Origin of the sequence: Rossellomorea sp. SC111, from assembly GCF_024733565.1 — a bacterium.
In the GTDB taxonomy this organism is placed as follows: domain Bacteria; phylum Bacillota; class Bacilli; order Bacillales; family Bacillaceae_B; genus Rossellomorea.
This window is the reverse complement of record NZ_JANIOC010000013.1, coordinates 78,529-96,008: the sequence shown is the minus strand read 5'-3', so window position 1 is coordinate 96,008 and position 17,480 is coordinate 78,529. Positions and strand designations below refer to the sequence as shown.

Sequence of the window (17,480 nt, the reverse complement as noted above, 5' to 3'; positions counted from 1 at the left end):
ATGCTATGAGGAATCATAGCATCGCTTTTTTACTCGACTATTATTTCATCACTAATGAGCGAAAGGGCGTCCACCCGGGGAAGAGCATCCAATTTGGAGAGGAGTACATCTTTATTATAATGAACGATGAAGCGTGATAATTTCTTTTCCTGGTTAGAAAATAAATCCGTTTGTATATGTTCCATGCTGTCGACATTCCCACGGACGGCATTTACAGTCAGATTTCCTTTCGAAAAGACGCCGCCATTCACATAAAAGAGGGAGCCGACGCCATATAAAGTTGCGTTGCTATCGGTGTATAAGAAAGCCTGAAGAGGTTTAATGTTTTCTGATGCATCAGGCAAAAGGTCAGCCTCTCTCTTTTCTTTTTCATCCGTGTAATATTGAAATTCATTCATCCTTGTGACCAACAGTTCTCCTTTTGAAAGTAAAATCAATTGACCCTGTTGATTGGAATCACCAGGACTATTTTTACCGGTGATATTCAGATTGGAGACACTTGTCTTGCCTTTTGCATAAATGACCGAGTCAAATTCAATTTCATCATTCTCCCCATTCGGATCATTGGCATCCCCTTGTACCGTTAGATTACGGCCGGAAAAGATGTTTCCTTCAATGGAGGACGTAGAGTTTTGGGACTGGAACAACACATCGTCAAAACTGACAATATTCTCTTTCAATAGTACTGGTGCATTTGCCTCGATCGATACCTTTCCAGCCGCGACAATATTTCCGATTGACATCTCCCCTGTTGCGTTCGAAATGGTTACATTTCCGGTCGAGATGATATTCCCTATCTCCATTGTAGAATTTGCAAGGATATTCACATCTCCTTGGACAATCAGATCCACGCCGGGATGTCGCAGCCCTTTTACGGTAATACTTTGATCTGCTTTTACAGTCCCCTGTACATTTTCATTTAGTATACCCTTTACCAGAGGGAAGAAAAGGGGACCGTTGGATAGATAGTTGGTAGTAATCGTATTTCTGATATTTGCTTTAGTCAAAGCCTGGTCAAGTGAAAGATTTAGAGAGTCTAATACTTTTCCAACTTCCTCCTCGTAGGTTTGTTCAAAGGAGATATCGGTAAATTGACTGTCCTGCTTTATGTCCGGTAATGGGATATGCGGGTAAAATTGCTTGGTGTCCAGCAGGGATTTCATATGGGCATAATTGACTTTGTCATAGCTGGTATACAAATCACCGATGATGGAGGGAAATGGCGCTCCTACTTCCTTATCCTCGAGACTGGAGAGCTGATATCTGGCATCTTCACTGATGCCGAGTGAATGAGCATATACATTTCCGACCAGATGGGGTGAACCGTTCAACTGTAGCTGTTCACGAGAGCCTAATGTATATTTCAGGAAGCTCGGGATTGGTGACAAAATGATTCTCTTCCGGACGATTTTCTCAACTTTTCCTTCTTCGGAATCAGGATTTTTCGTATGGACGATAATCTCATATACCCTTGTAAGGTTCGTGTCGAGAAAATCGAGGCCGAATGTGTGATATCGAAGGGTATTGGCTTTCCCACAATGAGCCCCCAACAGGTTGGAGGCTTGATTTCCGCTGACATCGACGATCGTCATACATTTGATCGTATCAGAAGATTGGTAGGCTGGGATGATCTCTGTCTGGATGAAGTCCCTCACTTTTGAGTTAATATTTACAGGGGTTAATTGACTGATCTCCAACTGCTTGGTTGGTTGCAATTGGAATACCAGTTTAGCAGAGATTTCTTCAACTGCTTTTAAGCCTTCATAAGTAATATCGATATCTGTTTCCCTGACTTCTGTCCGTTTGGCTCCCCCTATCGTTGAACTCATGATGGCCATGCCGATCGTCACCATGACAAGAGAGGTAATTAAAACAGTCAGCAACGCATTTCCTCGTTGATTTGTTAACAAATGATTCCCTCCCTTCTAGAAGCCGAAGCGGCTCTCTAATTGAAGTGTTTTACTGAATTTTGGATGACTCACCTTATATGTCATTTGAATCATCGCATCCTTGCACGGGTTGGTCGAACAACTTGTCGAAATCGTGGATCCTGAAAAGTCGGATGAAGTATCAAGTATCTCACCGTTAAAGCTCCATTGCTCTTTTCCGTCAATGTTTACCAGTTCCAACTTCTGTTCATCATGTAAGACGTCTTCATTTTTCACCTCATAAAAAGATTTTCCCGAGTAGGAAGATACATTTTTTTCAGTGTCATTAACGAATTTAATGCAGCCTGAGTGATCAGGGGTGCATTCTTCAATGCTGTCAAAAGGGTAGGAATATAAATGTTTCATCACCATCGATGATACATAATCCGCATCTTCCCGAAGTTGAGCATCAATCGATACTTTTTCATAGACTTTATATCCGGTTATCAAGGCACCGTATGTAACTGGCAAAAGAATGGCCGATATAGTAAGAGTGACCAATAATTCAATCAAGGTGATTCCTTTATTATCGAATATCTTCACTTTTAATTTTTCCATCGACCGTCGTGCTATATTCTCTATCATTTATATTCCACCTCACTTTGACCGTAATGGGAATATAGTAATCCATTTCTCCAGGGGTCGATACTTCCTCGGAAAAGATGGCAGCTTCATATTCTAATCCATTAATCGTAATATTTTTCTTTTTGGGGCAGGTATTATTTATTTCAGATTCAGTAGAGGAATCAGAGAATAATTTATATTTCTCATCACAGATGAGTAATGTGAGGAAATCAGCTTCTGAAGACTTGTCTCCGGTGTTTACATCATGAAAATAGTTTCTGATCTCGAGGAAGTTCTGTTTCTCCATGAACATGAGAACATTCCTCGCTACATTGACTCCTACCGTCTTTTTTTGATTAGCATTCGTATATGTACTGGATTGGAGAAAAAAGTTCATGAAGCTTAGTAAGACGATTCCGAGTATGGTGATGGAAACCAATAATTCTATTAACGTGAAGCCTCTATCATTTTTTACTATTTTTATGTATTTCAACCCAACACCTGCTTTCAATCTACCTAACTTTATTATACAATATCTAGTAGTCGAAACTTGTTAAAAAAAGTCTAATTTATAAGAAATATATCATAGGAAGGAGCTGAATGTAAGATGATTTACCTATTTTCATTACTGGCACTTATTCTGCTATTACCTATTTTATATTTCATTCCCATCGGGATCTCCAACAAGGGGAAACTATTGATTGCTGGTGTATCGTTTGGTCTGACGCTTTTGGGATTAGCCGCATCAACCCTATACCCGATGTGGGCAATTGGTCTGATGTTACTGGCTTTGCTGACTATCCTTTCCTTTATGATGGAACAGCGTTACAGCGGTCTGTTGGCAGTGTCTGCAGGACCTGATCCGGATGTGAATGAGGCACAATGGCATGAGATTCATGAACAAGAGGAATTTAAGTCTGACTTACATAATGACGAAGATGTCTCGAATGAAGTTTCTAAAGTGAAAGATGTTGAAGAAATTGTTTCGGTTGAAGAACTTGTGGAAGAAATCGAATCAAAGGATCCTAAAGAAGAGGATACGGCGCACGGCGGTGAAGCAACGGCAATCGTGGAAGACATTGAGCCTTTACAGGAACAAGATGAGATATCGCTCGGACATGTTGATACAGAAATAGCATCAACACAGGTTCATGAAGACGAGAGTGAATGGTTTATCGAAAATGCAAACGAATTTAATGAAGTACCGGGTGCAACTGAAGAAGACATAGAGTTGTTTGAGGGTGATTTGAGTGAAATCGAAAGTTTGATCAATGAACCGGATGAAACAGTATTAGAGGAAACGGAAGAGACAGGGATGTACATGGAAGATCTAGCTGAAATAATTGATGAAAGTAATGGAACAGTTGCTGAAGAACTAGAGGAACCTGTAATTGCAGGGGAAGAGGCTGATCTTGTGGGTTCAATAGATGAGGAAGAAGAGTCAATGGAGAGTCAGCCGGCAGTAGATGACGCCATTATAGACGAACTTCCAAAGAGCACCAGAATCATGAGGGAAGTAATGAAGACCATGATTGAACAGATTACACTTTCCCGGAGCCTGTTAACTACTGACCAGATGGAAAATATGATCAAGCATTATTTACATCCAAGTCTACACGATCAAGATTACTATACATTTGCAAGAATATTAATGGATCATTACATTTCAACAGAACAATATGAAGATTTGGATATTTTCATTAAAGGGATCGAAGAGAGATTCAGGGAGTACCCTTATATCACAATGGACTTGGATCAAACAAAGAAATATGCGTGGGAAATGACACGAAACTAAATTGATGGAATAGGTGAGATGACATGAAGAAAAGTTCAGAAATGAAAGCTTTACCGATTATCAGTATTTACGATGGAAGTGAAATAGGGAGAGTGAAATCCCTTGTTATAAATCCGGAGAAAGGCTCAGTCGACTTTTTGACCATTGAGCATGAAGATTGGCAGGTGAGTGTGAAAGCGATCCCTTTTAAAAAGGTAGTCGGGATCGGGGAATATGCTGTGACCGTGGAAAACGAGAATGCAGTCATTGACTTGAATGAAATTCCTATCGCAAATCAGCTGGTGAACAAGAAGATTAAGATCAATGATACCCGTGTCATGACCCGTAAAGGACAGATGATCGGTAATATCCAGGAATTCTATGTGGATGATGAAACAGGGGCAATCGTTTCATTGGAGTTACAGTCGAAGGACAATACTTATTTCCTTGCAACAGAACATGTACTCACTTTCGGGAAAGATATCCTCATCGTGAATGAAGATGCTGTGGAATATTTTAAAGATTCATTCGATCAACTCAGCGATCCTGAACCTGTGTTTGAAGAAGAGGTCGAAGCCTTACCGGAGCAGCTTGGTCTGGAAACAATCAAATCGAAACAGACAGAATTATTGGCTGGTAAGAGTGTGATGGAAGATATTTATAATTTAGAAGGCGAGTTGTTGATTGCCAAAGGTTCTTCTCTATCGGAATCTGACATTAAAGCCGCTCAAGAAGCGGGTCCTTCTGTATTTGTTGATTTAACGATGAATATTAAGTAGGAATTAGCAGGAAGGAGCGCCTGATGTGAAAAAAGGTCTGCTTGTAAAGTTAATGGCAGTTTTATTCTTTTCTACGTTTTTTCTGTATGGGTTTTCTCATTTAGGCGTTTATGCTTATGAATCGTTCTTTGTTCAGTCACTCAGTCTATCGAAACATGCAGCTGTTGCATCTGTTAATCTGGGTGGAGCAAACAAAGAAGAAGCCGTGAAGATACTGGATGGGAAAATAGTAGAGTGGAAAGGTAATCAAAACATCATGCTTGAATTCAATGGGGAGAGTGCAAGGGTCGATTCAGCACTCTTTCAATTCCACTTGGAAGAAAGTATAGAACAACTCGATGAAAATGAAAATACGAGTCTAGTGGTTTCCTTGGATGATCAAGCGTTGGCTTCATTCCTATCGGATCATTTCCCTGACTACAGCTCTGGTGACATAAACCTGGCTTCTTTAAAGGAGTATGTCCTTTCTTTAGCAGGAAATCTCAACGAAGGTGAGACCATTGACGTATACGATTATATCGATAAAAATGCATCGACACAGATACTATTCGAAGCTGTATCCAATGAATTAAAAGTTACACCGACGATCAAGAGTTTCATAGAAAACTTTCCCTCCATTCTCATTGCACCCAATTCTCAGTTTTCTTTTTCGGACTTCCTGGAAACGGAAGGATTTGTAGTTGAATCACAGGCTGACTTAAGTCCGGTTGCATCATTACTCTACCAGATCACTTTGCATTCCAACTTTTCCATCATTGAACGAAATATAAGTAAAGAGCTTCCGGATTATGTGACCCTGGGCTTTGAAGCGAATTTCAATCCGATGAATAATCAGGACTTTGTCATCACGAATCCGAATTCAACGGGTTATGAGCTGAAGCTTGCCATTCATGACAATAGAATCAAAGCTCAACTCCAGGGAATTCCCTTTCCAAACTCTTATAATGTCAGATTGTCTGAAAAGGAAACATTCCCTCCCCGGGTGATAAAGCAATTTAGCCCTTTTGTTGAAAAAGGAAGCGTCGATGTTAAGCAAGCAGGGAAAGACGGGATCTTGATCCGGGTCTACAAACAAAAACTGAGCACTTCAGGAGAAATCCTTTCAGAAGAACTGATCAATGAAGACTTTTATGCCCCTCAGAATAAAATTGCTGTATATCCGCTGCAGGAAGTACAGGAAGCACCGGGTGAAACATTTGACAATGTAACCAATGGGGCGGACGAGGAAGTAACTACACAGGATGATTCGAATGATGTTGAAGTGGAGGACCCGTCCTCCCAGAGTGAAGAAGATGAGTCGAACACTTCTACTGAGCAGGAAAGTGGGGACCCTTCCAAACAAGATTCTTCAAACCCATCGTCTGACGAAAAAGCAAAACAAAGGAAAAAGGATTTTAAATAAGGCTTAAAAGCGGGTGATAAGGTGACCACCATTAGAAAAAGGCTCGGAGACCTGCTGGTAGATGCAGGGATCATATCCGAATCCCAGTTGCAGGATACCCTGAAAGATAAGACCAAGGGACAGAAGTTAGGGGATGCACTGCTTCAAAGAGGATATATCACGGAACAGCAATTGATAGAAGTGTTGGAATTTCAATTGGGGATCCCTCATGTCAGCTTATATCGGTATCCCTTTGAAACGAATTTATTCCATCTCATCCCTAAAGAGTCCGCAAAAAGGAACTTGATGATCCCCCTTAAAAAAGAAGGGGATAGGCTATTTGTCGCAATGAGTGATCCTTTGGATTTTTATGCCATCGAAGATCTCCGTTTAGCGACTGGCTTCCAAATCGAAACAGCGATTGCGACGAAGGATGATATCCTGAAGGTCATTAATAAATTCTATGACCTGGAAGATGGATTTGAAGATCTCTTTCAAGAGAATCGGAATCAAAATAATGTGGATGAAGAAACGGTGGTGGATTCCGATTCACCCATCGTTCGCTTAGTGAACGGGATTCTATCGAATGCTGTTACACAAAAAGCAAGTGACATACATATCGACCCCCAGGAAACGAAAGTGGCCATCCGTTACAGGGTGGATGGTATCTTAAGAACCGAAAGAAATCTTCCGAAGCATATGCAAAGCATGTTGATTGCACGCCTTAAAATCATGGCAAACCTCGACATCACCGAATTCAGGGTGCCTCAGGATGGACGGATCAAGGTGAATATCGATTTTCATCCGATCGATCTGCGTGTGTCGACTTTACCGACAGTGTACGGAGAAAAAATTGTCCTGAGGATCCTTGATTTAGGTTCCAGCCTGAATGACCTCGCAATAATGGGGTTCAACAAGGTGAATCAGCAGAGGTTCATGAAAATGATCCAGCAGCCGACAGGGATTGTCCTCATAACAGGACCAACCGGTTCAGGGAAGTCTTCCACTTTGTATGCAGCTTTGAATCACCTCAATAGTGAAGAAGTGAACATCATCACGATCGAAGATCCCGTTGAGTATCAGCTGGAAGGGATCAACCAGATCGGTGTGAATCAAAATGTAGGATTGACCTTTGCGAAGGGGCTCCGGGCGATTTTACGTCAAGATCCAAACATCATCATGGTCGGGGAAATCCGGGATAGGGAAACGGTCGAAGTGTCCATCCGGGCTTCCTTGACCGGACACCTCGTCCTGAGCACCATCCATACAAATGACTCCATCAGTACAGTGACGAGACTCCTGGATATGGGAGTCGAGCCGTTTTTAGTGGCGTCTTCACTGAGTGGAGTCGTGGCTCAACGCTTGATCAGGAAGGTGTGCCGTGACTGTAAGCAGGAAATGCCCGCTACAAAGCGGGAAGTGGAGATATTCGCCAAAAGAGGGATGAAGATCGAAACGATCACGAGGGGGAGAGGCTGCTCTTCCTGCAATATGACTGGATACAAAGGGCGGATTGCCATTCATGAAGTCCTCGTCATGAATGATGAAATGAAGAAGGTCATCCTGAACAATGAACCTTTTTCGAAGCTGAGGGAGCATGCAGTCCGAAATAAAACCATCTTCCTCGTGGATGACGGTTTGCTGAAAGTAAAACAGGGATTGACCACGACCGAAGAAGTATTACGAGTAGCGATATCAGAGTAGGTGAATGAATTGAAAGAAAAAGTTGATTATCTTCTAAAGTCCGCTTACGAGCTGGGAGCGTCCGATATCCACCTGACCGTTGGTTCGCCCCCCATCTTCCGCATTCATGGGGATTTGAAAAGATACGGTAAAGAGAATCTGCTGCCAGACCATACGGAACTAATGGCGAAGGCCATCATTTCCGAGCAGATGTATCCTTCATTTGAAGAAGTGGGTGAACTGGACTTTTCCTATGGTATATCCGGTGTATCAAGGTTCAGGGTAAATGCATTTAAACAGCGGTCATGTGTATCTTTGGCTATACGTGTCATCCCGACTTCCATCCCAACAATGGAAGACTTGTTCCTTCCACATGCATTGAAGACCATTGCGGAAAAACCACAGGGACTGTTCCTCGTAACAGGACCCACTGGGAGCGGAAAGTCGACCACACTCGCATCCATCGTCGATTATATGAACCGGAAAATGAGGAAGCATATCATCACCCTGGAAGATCCAATCGAGTACCTGCACAAACATGGAGCGTCCATCATTGATCAGCGGGAAGTAGGCTTTGATACCAGATCATTTTCAAAAGGGCTGAGGAGTGCATTGAGGCAGGATCCGGATATCATTCTTGTAGGTGAGATGAGGGACCTGGAGACCATCCATACGGCCATCACGGCCGCGGAAACCGGTCACCTGGTACTCGCCACCCTTCATACATCGAGTGCTCCTGCCACCATCGAGCGGATCGTAGACGTCTTCCCACCTGAGCAGCAGTCGCAAATCCGTGTTCAGTTGGCATCGGTCCTTGTCGGAATTCTTTCCCAAAGACTGTTTGCCACGGTGGATAAAAAAGGGAGAAGGGCCGCGACAGAGCTCCTGATGAATAATGCGGCGATCGCCAATTTGATTCGTTCAGAAAAAATCCATCAAATTCAAAATGTCATGCAGACGTCTAAAAGTTCAGGCATGCACATCATGAGCGACAGTGTGATGAAGCTGTATGAAGGTGGCATCATATCAAAGGAAATGGCGTTTCCTTACAGCAGAGAGGAGATTCCTCAATAGATGGGACGTTATAAGTACACAGGCAGGGACCAAAAAGGGAAAAAAACAGGAATCATCACGGCATCATCGAAAAAGGATGCACTCATTCAATTGAAAAAGCAGGAAGTACGGGTCATAGACATCCTGGAGATGCCCGAAACGCTCATGACGAAAGACATCTCGATAGGTAATCCTGTGAAATTACAGCATCTTGTCATCTTCTTGAGGCAGTTTGCCACCCTTCTTCAAGCTGGCGTCACGGTTGTTGATGCCACTCATATTCTGTCTGAACAGACAGAGAGCAAGGCACTCGGCAAAGCCTTAAAGGAAATCGAGGATGAACTCAGGGACGGAAATCCTTTATCTGAAGCCTTTTCCCGGCATAAGAAAATCTTTGAACCGCTTCTGATCAATATGATGAAGGCAGGGGAAGCCTCAGGGAGCCTGGATGAGACACTGGAAGGACTCGCCACCCATTATGAAAAGCAGCATACCACCAGACAGAAAATCGTTTCTGCCCTGGCGTATCCGATGGTTGTCGGGGTCATCGCCATTGGGGTAGTCATCTTCTTACTGGCGGCCGTTGTGCCGACATTCGTGAACATGTTGAATGATTTCGGTGGCGAACTTCCTGCCATCACCCAGTTTGTCATTGCATCAAGTGAGTTTATGCAGAAATTTTGGTATATCATCATTTTGTTTTTTGTATTCATTGCAATCATCTTGTCCATGTTAAGAAAAGACAAACGTTCGAAGTATTATTTGGACTACGCCATCCTTAGAATTCCAATTTTCGGAAAAATGCTGCAAAAAGCGGTGCTAGCGAGAATGACGAGAACATTAAGTTCCTTGTTTTCAAGCTCTGTTCCCATCTTGCAGGCATTGGCCATCGTAGAAAAAGTGGTGGAGAATGAAGTGGTGGCACGGGTGATCGGCGAATCAAGGAGATCTTTGGAGAAAGGGACATCCTTGACGGACCCGATGAAGCAGCATTGGGCTTTCCCTCCACTGGTGACGCAGATGATCGCCATCGGGGAGGAGACGGGTTCCCTGGATTCGATGCTTGCAAAGGTTGCCGACTTCTATGAAAAGGAAGTGGAAAGCGCCACGGACCGTCTGAAGTCATTAATCGAGCCACTCATGATCGTCATGCTGGCAGGTTTAGTCGGGACCATCGTGACGTCTATCCTCGTCCCGATGTTCGAAATCTTCAACAGTGTTCAGAACTATTAGAAAATACCTAGTATTTTACAAAAAATTTGATTTTTTTGTCGGATTAATGTTGTATACTAGTACTAGATTACTAGTTTTTAGTAAAAGATAAATAAACAGGAGGAATTACCATGTTAAAGAAAATCGGTCAAAGATTGAAAAATGAGCGCGGATTGACGCTTATCGAGTTACTTGCAGTTGTTGTTATTTTAGGGATTATTGCGGCGATTGCGATTCCTAGTATTGGCGGGTTGATTAATAACTCGAAGAAGGATGCTCATATTGCGAATGCTCAGCAGATGGTGAGTGCTGCGAGGTTAGCGGTTACTTCAACAGAAATTGGAACAGGTGGAAAAGACTTCACTTTAAAAACTCTTATTGATAATGGCTATATTGAAGAGATTGATAATCCATCTGATGGGGAATACAATCAAACTCTAAGTAAAGTTTCTGTTACCAAAAATGCTAAGGATGGATACGATTATAAAGTAACATTAATTGGTGGTACTGGTGATAAAAAGTACTTCCCTACTGAAGATCCTGCAAGTTTAGAAAGAGATGATGTAAAGCTTGATGGTGTAGCAACTGCTTCCCAAGAAGGTAGTGGGACTTAAGAGTTTAGGGGGGATTTGGTGCATCAAATTATTGAAATAATAGTTCTTTCCTACGGTCTCCTCCTAGGCTCTTTTTACAATGTAGTCGGCCTCCGGATACCGCTCAAAAAATCAATCGTCAAACCGAGGTCAGCCTGCCCGTACTGCCAGCACACGCTGACGGCGAAGGAACTGATCCCGGTAGTCTCTTATATAATTCAAGGGGGAAAATGCGCTCAGTGTAGGGGGCGCATTTCTCCTCTTTATCCGTTAATGGAATTATTCACCGGACTATTATTCTTACTTTCTTATACAATATTAGGCTTACAACCGGAGCTGATTGTCGCTCTGACACTTGTTTCTCTGTTCATGATCATTACGGTCAGTGACCTGAAATATATGGTCATCCCCAATAAAGTGCTGTTGTTTTTTTCGGTGCTGTTTATCATCGAACGCATCTTCATCCCGTTAAACCCTTGGTGGGATAGCATAGCGGGCGCACTCACAGGCTTTTGCTTGCTCCTCCTGATTGCCATCATCAGCAAGGGGGGAATGGGAGGCGGCGATATCAAGTTGTTTGCTGTCATCGGCTTTGTCGTGGGAGTCAAGGTGATGTTGTTTTCCTTTTTCCTTGCCACGCTTTTTGGGGCGGTGGCAGGTATCACCGGCCTGATTCTCGGTGTTTTCAAAAAAGGACAGCCCATCGCGTTCGGTCCGTATATCGTACTGGGAACACTCGCGGCATACTTCTATCATCAGCCAATCCTGGATTGGTATTTTTCTTTATATAGCTAAAAGGGGTCATTCACGATGTTATCACGTCTCTTTAATAAGAATAAAAATAAAATCAATATCGTCATTAGTGATCAATGGATTCGGTTTGTCGAATTGAAATCTGTTTCTCCTTTACATATTCATCATTTTGGAGAGAAGCGTATAGCAGACGGGATGATCTCCGATGGGAAAATCATCGAAAAAGAAGCGTTTCAAGCCTTTCTGGAGGAGTGTGTCCTGGACTGGAATCTAAAAAAGCGGGAAGTGCAATTCATCGTTCCGAATACTCAGATGATCATCAGAAAGATGACGATTTCCTCTGATATCGAGGACGATGAGGTGAAGAGTCACTTGTTCCTTGAAATCGGGACGAGTATCCATCTCCCTTTTGAGAACCCGGTCTTTGATGTAGTGGTGGTTGGAAATAAAGGGGACAAGAAAGAAATCATCCTTGTGGCAGCGCCGGAAGACATTGTCATCGAATATCAAAAGATGCTGTCAGATGCCCACTTAAAGCCTGTTGTAGCGGATATCAGTCCCCTTGCCTTTTACCGCTACATCCATTCATTGGATCTGACACAAAGTGAAAACCATGAAATGCTCCTCTATTTTAATCCGTCCAATGTGACCGTATCCATCTTTCATGATCACCAGCCCGTCTTTTTCAGGCCGATCAGTTTAGGCGAGGAACGGGAAGTAAAGGATGAGAGCAGTGATTACGGTGAGTTTCATTCCCTTCAATTCGAAGACGTGATGAAAGAAATAGACAAAGTGATCAGCTTTTATCGATACACACTGACAAACGATGAAGCTATGATCAATAAGGTATACGTAGCTGGTGACCACCCCATGGTTGGGGAAATCCACAACCTATTGGCAGACCGGTTTGAGATTGACATCATCAAGGTACCTTCTGTAGCACGGGACGCCTACACCAATGAAGAACTATCGAATGAGTTTTTACTCGCCGTTGGTTTAGGATTAAAAGAGGTGATATAAGTGCTCGTCGACATCAATTTATTACCTCAAAATGAAAAACGGAGCCGCCAGTGGCTGTATGTGGTGATCGGTGTTCTGTCTGTCGGGATCATTGCGCTTATCATACTATTTATCCTTGCCGGGAATATCGGAAAGGATGTTGATGCTCTGACGGCGGAACTTCAGCGTACAAAACAGCTGAGGGCTGAAAAAGAACAGAGCATCTCTGATTTTGAATCTTCTGATGCTTGGGTTCAATTGGAAGGGGCAGTGAGTTGGGTGGAAAGCTATCCCATTGATACTGTACCGGTTCTGGATCACCTGGTGGAACTGCTTCCGGAACGCGGATTCTTAAAGGAGTTCACTTATGCAGAAGATGGGAGTATCCAACTCTCGATTCAATTCGATACAAGCAGTGAAGCAGCCTATTATTTAACTCATTTGAAAGATTCCAAGTACATCCAGGATGCAAAATTATCATCCCTTGCTACTGAAGCCGTTATAGAGGGTGTCCAATCTGCTGTTAACGCAGAACCTGTTTTGCCAAGGTACATCGGCCAATATGAAGTCATATTAAATAGAGATAGCATCAAAAAAATTGAAGCAGAATCCGATGAGCAGGGGGGCGATTCGGAATGAATGTTCAATTCGATAAAAAAGAATGGTTTCTGATTGGAACATCCACCCTTGTAGTATTATTTCTTACCTTTGGTGGTATCTGGTACTTCTACTTACCGGTGAAGAATCAAAAAGAAAATTTACAAAGTGAAATCCAAACGGAACGCCAGTTGATTAAAGCGTTGGACTCCAAAATCGGCTCCATCAAACAGGATTCATTTGAAAACTCGAGTTCCCTTCAACAAAAAGTTCCGGTGAAACCCCTGACGCAGCAGCTGCTTATTGACCTCCAGAAGGCGGAAATCGTCTCGGACAGCTTCATTACAAGCATCGAATTTACTGAAGGAGCGGTGGCGCTGCCTGTAACCGGTGAAACAACCGGGACGTCCATTGAAGAACCGGTTGAAACCAATGCCGGTGAACCGACAAACAGTTCCGAACCACCAGTAAATGCCCTTCCGCAAGGCCTGCAAAAGTTGACAGCCACCATGTCTGTGGAAGCTAAGAGTTATTTTGAAATAGAAGAGTTCATCAAGAAACTGGAAGAACTGCACCGCATCGTAGAGGTTGAACAGATTTCTTTCAGCGGACCACCGGAAATACAGCAATACCAAGATGAAGTCGAGAATATCCAATTGAATATTGTGGTATCCGCTTTCTATTTACCTGGTTTAATAGAACTTGAGAAGGAACTGCCAAAGCTCGATGCTCCTCTTCCGTCAAACAAAAAGAATCCTTTTCAGCAGTTCCCTGAACAAAAATCAGCAGCACAAGATACGAATGTAAGGTCTGATGAATGATGACTGAAAATGAAAGAGGATACACCCTTGTCGAACTATTGGCCGTGATTGTCATACTCGGAATCATCGCCGTCATCGCTGTCTTGGCGATCAATACGATCATTGAAAAATCCAAGCAGCAGGCTTTTGTGGCAAACGCCCTTACCATGAAAAGTTCAGCTGAGTACTATGCAAAAGACGCCATGCTTCAGGAGCGGCAAGTCAATAAGGTAACCTATAAAGAATTGGTAGAAGCCAACCTGATCGAACCGATCCTCGATCCCCACTCCAAAACGGTCATGACACCGGGTGATGACTCCTACGTTTTGGCAGATGGTGAAAATGTCTTATCCATTTGTTTAATGGGGGACGAATACAATCTTTGTACAAATGATAGTGGAGAGAGGGAAGAAATCCCGTTTTCCACCCTCTCGATCCAATCCCTGAAGAAAAACTGAAAAATTTGACGAAAACCTATTAGGACAAGACGACAAAAGTCTTGTTCTTTTTTTTATGGGATGTGATAGCATGGAAAAAAATAGATGAAGGAGGGTGGCGATGATGGGCGATCGTGGGAAAAACGACAAAAAGATTTCTATTAAAATCAATGGGGAAAAAACGAAGTTCGATGAAGATCTTCTTGTGTACGATTGGAAGTTGGGGGAATCGGAAACAGCTGCCGGGGAAGAGGCGAAGGATGATGGTTTTGATTGGATCCTTCCCGATGATGAAGCCGAGCCTCCACAGGAATATAAAAAGATCCATTACGTGTCTGGAAGTAAGAAAAAGAAAAAATCGTTTACTAACCCGTTTCAGAATTCGGTCAACCTGGTCATGTCTTTGATTGGGGCGATTGTTGTGGGGGCGGTCCTTGGCTTTGGGACCCTGAAGGTGATCACGACGACAGATGGACCGGCTGCACCTGCCGCTACGCTTGAGGATAACACTGCGGCAAAGACGGACGGTCAACAGGCCGTTTCCGCCGTGGAATTAAAGGACTTCTCCACCTCCATCGTTCAGGGTGGCGTCTATTCGACCGAGGAACCATTAAAAGCCATGAAGGATGATTTGGAAGCGAAAGGCCTTTCTAGTGCAAGCGTAGAGAAAGACGGTCAATTCTATTTATTCCTGGGGGTTTCCGGGGATCTGGAAACGGCCAAGGCCCTTGGGGGAACACTGAAAGATCAAGGGGTGGACGTGTACGCGAAGGATTTTGTGATTGGATCGAAGGGTATCAATGCTTCAAAAGAAGAAAGAACGTTCCTGGAAAAAGGGAATGCTCTCTTCAGCGACATAGCCAAGGTAAGCAGCAGTGGAATGGCCGGGGGGACTGCGGATGAATCCACGATCAAAACGATTCAATCAGGGGTGAAGGAACTGGAAGGAATCAAGGTCGGACAGGAGTCCATCGCATCCATGAAGAAATCCCTAGTCGAGGCAGGCAATCTGGCAGGAGCGATGAAAACGCCGGAGGATGCTCAAAAAATTCAAGGAGAATTATTATCTTATCTTCAGCTATACGGCGGGTTATGATTTCGACTGGTTTAGACTATTTTCTAGGAAATAATCGTTCAAAGAAACTTGGACAAAAAGGGTTTCAGCCAAAGAAAAATTCGAACGAGTGATTAGATGAAAATCTAATTCGTTCGGATTTTTTTCTTATTTTTTAACCGAATATTATGTATTTTGCAGGTTCTAGCTGTTGATTGGAGTGCAAGACGAAGACTCCTGCGGGAAAAGCGGAGTAGGTGAGACCCCGCAGGAGCGTCAGCGACGAGGAGGCTAGCCGAACGCCCGAGGAAAGCGAAGTCTTGCACGGAAATCAACGGTGTAACAAGGGATCCCCAAAAGGTCATGAGTACAGATAGTTCTTCTTTAGATGGGTTTATTTAGTTATGTCCAATCCTCTTTTCACTTGTTTAGAATAGAGGATTTTGGTAGTATATTCTTGTATCTCTCTATTACCCTGAAAGGAATGGTATGGTGTGTCCAACCTCATACTCGCTTCACAATCTCCCCGACGAAAAGAACTTCTCCAACAAATCCAACTCTCTTTTTCCATTATGGGCTCCAGTGTTGATGAATCCTTTTCTTCTGATTTATTGCCCCATGAAGTGGTCATGTATCTCGCAAGGAAAAAAGCATTGGTAATATCGAATCAACACCCTACTCATTATGTGATCGGTTCAGACACCGTCGTGACCAAGGATGGGAAGATCCTTGGAAAGCCGGGATCCGATGAAGAAGCGAAAGAAGTGCTCAGAATGCTTTCCGGTTCTTCTCACGCAGTTTACACAGGTGTTGCGATCCTCCATGGTGAGGAGGAGAAACTCTTTTATGAAAAAACAGATGTTACGTTTTGGGAGTTAACCTCTAAAGAGATCGATGACTATATCGCAACAGAAGAACCTTTTGATAAAGCCGGGTCATATGGGATCCAGGGAATTGGCGCGAAATTCGTCAAGGAAATCAAGGGCGATTATTTCTCGGTCGTTGGCCTCCCGATCTCCCGGGTGAATCGTGTTTTACTCGAAATGGGCTATCTTCAATCAGAATGACTCCTTCACGTAAGAATAGGAGGAACCCATGGTAAAAACAATGCAAAAGCAGGAAGAGAACCGGTTGATGATCAGGGATTTTCCCCAGGATGAGAGACCGAGGGAAAGAATGATCCAAAGCGGAGCAGCAAGCCTGTCCAATCAGGAGCTGCTTGCCATTTTACTCCGGACGGGAACAAAATCCGAGTCCGTTCTTCAATTATCCAACAGACTCCTAAACCAATTCGACGGATTGAATCTATTAAAGGATGCGTCCCTGGAAGAGATCACAAAGACAAAAGGCATCGGTCTAGCCAAGGCGGTCCAGATCATGGCTGCCGTGGAATTCGGCCGGCGCATCAGCAATCTCGCCTTTGATGACAGATACTCGATCCGTTCCCCTGAAGACGGGGCCAACTATGTCATGAATGATATGAGATTTTTGGCCCAGGAGCATTTTGTCTGCTTATACCTCAACACTAAGAATCAAGTTCTCCACAAGCAAACCATCTTTATCGGAAGCCTCAACGCTTCCATAGTACACCCTAGGGAAGTCTTTAAAGAAGCCTTTCGCCGCTCCGCCGCATCCATCATTTGCATCCATAACCATCCATCGGGAGATCCGACTCCGAGCAGGGAAGACATAGAAGTGACAAAAAGATTGGTGGAATGCGGTCGGATCATTGGTATTGATGTACTCGATCATCTTATAATAGGGGAGAAGAAGTTTATTAGTTTAAAGGAAAAAGGGTATTTATGACACTATGATTTTTTTCCTGGTTACGATATAATAAAGCTTATGATTTTTACAAACAATATCGTGATTC

The 17,480-nt window shown here is 43.3% G+C and carries 18 protein-coding genes; 15 read left to right on the top strand and 3 right to left on the bottom strand.

All coding sequences use genetic code 11. The features are described 5' to 3' along the window. Positions 1-29: 29 nt before the first annotated feature. From NQ095_RS17180 to NQ095_RS17170, 3 genes are read right to left on the bottom strand one after another with little or no spacing between them, the layout of a single operon-like run. Entirely contained in the window at positions 30-1,910 is a 1,881-nt protein-coding gene (locus tag NQ095_RS17180) for a hypothetical protein (protein ID WP_258264665.1), read from the bottom strand. Positions 1,911-1,925: 15 nt separating this feature from the next. Beyond that, a complete protein-coding gene (locus NQ095_RS17175; protein ID WP_258264664.1) occupies positions 1,926-2,513 on the bottom strand; it encodes a PilW family protein in 588 nt (195 codons plus the stop codon). After that, positions 2,455-2,985: a type II secretion system GspH family protein gene (locus tag NQ095_RS17170; protein WP_258264663.1), complete on the bottom strand. Its 531-nt coding sequence runs from the start codon at positions 2,983-2,985 to the stop codon at positions 2,455-2,457. Before NQ095_RS17170 ends, NQ095_RS17175 begins: the two co-directional genes overlap by 59 nt. Before the next feature lie 114 nt (positions 2,986-3,099). Between NQ095_RS17170 and NQ095_RS17165 the strand changes: the two genes are divergently transcribed. From NQ095_RS17165 to radC, 15 genes are all read left to right on the top strand, one after another. After that, complete coding sequence (locus tag NQ095_RS17165) at positions 3,100-4,287, top strand: hypothetical protein (RefSeq protein WP_258264662.1); 1,188 nt, start codon at positions 3,100-3,102, stop codon at positions 4,285-4,287. 23 nt (positions 4,288-4,310) lie between these two features. Then, the gene (locus NQ095_RS17160; protein WP_258264661.1) at positions 4,311-5,045 is read left to right on the top strand and encodes a PRC-barrel domain-containing protein; all 735 of its coding nucleotides are present in this window, start codon (positions 4,311-4,313) and stop codon (positions 5,043-5,045) included. Between the two features lie 25 nt (positions 5,046-5,070). Then, positions 5,071-6,447, top strand: a complete 1,377-nt coding sequence (locus tag NQ095_RS17155; RefSeq protein ID WP_258264660.1) for a G5 domain-containing protein — start codon at positions 5,071-5,073, stop codon at positions 6,445-6,447. Positions 6,448-6,468: 21 nt separating this feature from the next. Further along, complete coding sequence (locus tag NQ095_RS17150) at positions 6,469-8,130, top strand: GspE/PulE family protein (protein WP_258264659.1); 1,662 nt, start codon at positions 6,469-6,471, stop codon at positions 8,128-8,130. Between the two features lie 9 nt (positions 8,131-8,139). Next, entirely contained in the window at positions 8,140-9,183 is a 1,044-nt protein-coding gene (locus NQ095_RS17145) for a type IV pilus twitching motility protein PilT (protein ID WP_258264658.1), read from the top strand. Beyond that, positions 9,184-10,395, top strand: a complete 1,212-nt coding sequence (locus NQ095_RS17140) for a type II secretion system F family protein (protein ID WP_258264657.1) — start codon at positions 9,184-9,186, stop codon at positions 10,393-10,395. A gap of 110 nt (positions 10,396-10,505) precedes the next feature. Beyond that, positions 10,506-10,988, top strand: a complete 483-nt coding sequence (locus tag NQ095_RS17135; protein ID WP_258264656.1) for a type II secretion system GspH family protein — start codon at positions 10,506-10,508, stop codon at positions 10,986-10,988. Positions 10,989-11,015: 27 nt separating this feature from the next. After that, complete coding sequence (locus tag NQ095_RS17130; RefSeq protein WP_375162855.1) at positions 11,016-11,762, top strand: prepilin peptidase; 747 nt, start codon at positions 11,016-11,018, stop codon at positions 11,760-11,762. 15 nt (positions 11,763-11,777) lie between these two features. Continuing rightward, positions 11,778-12,740 carry a type IV pilus biogenesis protein PilM gene (pilM, locus tag NQ095_RS17125; protein ID WP_258264655.1) on the top strand — a complete coding sequence of 321 codons (963 nt, stop codon included), beginning with the start codon at positions 11,778-11,780 and terminating at the stop codon, positions 12,738-12,740. Then, the gene (locus NQ095_RS17120; protein WP_258264654.1) at positions 12,741-13,358 is read left to right on the top strand and encodes a hypothetical protein; all 618 of its coding nucleotides are present in this window, start codon (positions 12,741-12,743) and stop codon (positions 13,356-13,358) included. Beyond that, positions 13,355-14,137 (top strand): pilus assembly protein PilO, encoded by a 783-nt coding sequence (locus NQ095_RS17115; protein WP_258264653.1) that lies wholly within the window; start codon positions 13,355-13,357, stop codon positions 14,135-14,137. The genes NQ095_RS17120 and NQ095_RS17115 overlap by 4 nt, the downstream gene beginning before the upstream one ends. Then, on the top strand, positions 14,134-14,574 hold the full coding sequence (locus NQ095_RS17110; RefSeq protein ID WP_258264652.1) for a type II secretion system protein: 441 nt from the start codon (positions 14,134-14,136) through the stop codon (positions 14,572-14,574). The genes NQ095_RS17115 and NQ095_RS17110 overlap by 4 nt, the downstream gene beginning before the upstream one ends. Before the next feature lie 100 nt (positions 14,575-14,674). Beyond that, positions 14,675-15,649: an SPOR domain-containing protein gene (locus tag NQ095_RS17105; RefSeq protein WP_258264651.1), complete on the top strand. Its 975-nt coding sequence runs from the start codon at positions 14,675-14,677 to the stop codon at positions 15,647-15,649. 452 nt (positions 15,650-16,101) lie between these two features. Next, positions 16,102-16,674 (top strand): Maf family protein, encoded by a 573-nt coding sequence (locus NQ095_RS17100; RefSeq protein WP_258264650.1) that lies wholly within the window; start codon positions 16,102-16,104, stop codon positions 16,672-16,674. A 28-nt stretch (positions 16,675-16,702) separates the two neighbouring features. After that, entirely contained in the window at positions 16,703-17,413 is a 711-nt protein-coding gene (gene radC, locus NQ095_RS17095) for a RadC family protein (RefSeq protein WP_309137658.1), read from the top strand. Positions 17,414-17,480 lie beyond the last annotated feature (67 nt).

Coding starts and splice junctions, on each gene's coding strand:
- NQ095_RS17175 (WP_258264664.1), bottom strand. CDS start 2,513: ATGATAGAGAATATAGCACGACGGTCGATGGAAAAATTAAAAGTGAAG.
- NQ095_RS17165 (WP_258264662.1), top strand. CDS start 3,100: ATGATTTACCTATTTTCATTACTGGCACTTATTCTGCTATTACCTATT.
- NQ095_RS17160 (WP_258264661.1), top strand. CDS start 4,311: ATGAAGAAAAGTTCAGAAATGAAAGCTTTACCGATTATCAGTATTTAC.
- NQ095_RS17140 (WP_258264657.1), top strand. CDS start 9,184: ATGGGACGTTATAAGTACACAGGCAGGGACCAAAAAGGGAAAAAAACA.
- NQ095_RS17135 (WP_258264656.1), top strand. CDS start 10,506: ATGTTAAAGAAAATCGGTCAAAGATTGAAAAATGAGCGCGGATTGACG.
- pilM (WP_258264655.1), top strand. CDS start 11,778: ATGTTATCACGTCTCTTTAATAAGAATAAAAATAAAATCAATATCGTC.
- NQ095_RS17115 (WP_258264653.1), top strand. CDS start 13,355: ATGAATGTTCAATTCGATAAAAAAGAATGGTTTCTGATTGGAACATCC.
- NQ095_RS17110 (WP_258264652.1), top strand. CDS start 14,134: ATGATGACTGAAAATGAAAGAGGATACACCCTTGTCGAACTATTGGCC.
- NQ095_RS17105 (WP_258264651.1), top strand. CDS start 14,675: ATGATGGGCGATCGTGGGAAAAACGACAAAAAGATTTCTATTAAAATC.
- radC (WP_309137658.1), top strand. CDS start 16,703: ATGGTAAAAACAATGCAAAAGCAGGAAGAGAACCGGTTGATGATCAGG.